The organism is Vibrio sp. Vb1554, from assembly GCF_033344235.1.
In genome coordinates this window covers 1-1385 of record NZ_JAWPOJ010000199.1, presented here as the reverse complement: position 1 = coordinate 1385, position 1385 = coordinate 1, and the positions used below count along the sequence as shown (strand labels likewise).

Below are 1385 nucleotides of genomic sequence, written 5' to 3'. Positions count from 1 at the left end.
GAAATTGACAGTGAGCAAGCTGTTAAAGATACCAAAATCAGCGCCGTAGAAGCTAAGAGTGCTTTTGGATACGCCTTTTGTGGATTTTCTACCTCACTTGCATATGAGGTGGTAATTTCTAAACCAGTCAATGAAAGCACGACTGCGGTGAAACCTGCCCCAATTCCATCTTGAGAGAAATCGGGTAGCCAGTCAGAGACATGACTAAGGGAGATATGAGACTCACCCGGATTGGTATATGCCCAGTAACCACCCAAGCCAATGATCAGCAAAATTGGGAAAATGAGCCCTAGAGTGCCAAACACGTTTGTGATCATCGATGACAAACGTAAGCCGAATATATTTACTAACGTTAGCGCCCAAAAAATCACATTAATCATGATTAACATGAAAATATTATTCTGCGCCAGTTCTGGGAAAAATGGGTAGGCACCTGTAGCGACAATGAAAGAGATCAGAGGCGGGTAATAAACGATATTTTCCGCATATTGATACCAAACGGTCGCAAAGCCGAAGTTAGGTCCAATCGTTTCTTTTCCCCAAAGATAGACACCACCCTGTTGAGGGTAAGTCGTGCTTAGCTCGGCACACACTAAAGCCGTGGGAACGAAAAAGCATAAACCAGCAAGTAAAAAGAAAGAGATGGCATGACTACCAAATAAGGCGGCACCCGGTATGTTTCTGATGCTATCAACGGATGTAACCGTAATCATGATCACAGAGAAAACACTGAGTTTAACAGCGGACTTGGCGATATTGCTCATTCGATACCTTTAATAAACGAGCCACGAATTCATGGTTGGAAAACCCGCGTGCTACAAGTAAGACGCGCGTATTGTAGGGTTGTTATAAACGGCGGGTATATAGCGAAAAATGGTATGTATTTACCCAAAAATGAACCGAAAACTCATTGATTTATTTGTAAGCAATATAAACGTTTGCGTTGGTGTGTTGGCGCGCAAAAAGTAAAAGAGACACACAACAAACTGCCACAGGTTGACCTTCACCTAAGGGTAAGCGTTAAGTTAAAGGGAACGAAAATCGTTAAGGAGAAGACAAATGGGGTGTTGTAATCAAGCGCCAAAAGGTGGAACAGGCAAACTATCATACTTAATGTTAGTTATCGCTGGATTGTTTGCGGCTATTTTTCTGATCGCCGCTCTTTGGGGGTAATACGAAACCCAAGGTATTGTAAATACACGGTTATGTTTATCCAAACTTTATGAAAGGCGGGTGGATTCATTTCATCAGTAGATGTTAATGTCCGAGCTCGTCTTTGGTGTTTTTGCACGCCCAACATATTCTTGTAAAGTTCTTATTGTGTAGTGTGTCGAGGAACCATAGAATCCGCGCGCTTTAATTTATGTTATTAGCGTTATCAATGA

The 1385-nt window shown here is 42.1% G+C and carries 1 protein-coding gene; it reads right to left on the bottom strand.

Annotated features, from left to right (window positions below; translation table 11 throughout):
- On the bottom strand, positions 1-764 hold a 764-nt coding region (locus R8N28_RS24920; RefSeq protein ID WP_318183628.1), incomplete at its 3' end, for an APC family permease.
- Positions 765-1385: the final 621 nt, after the last annotated feature.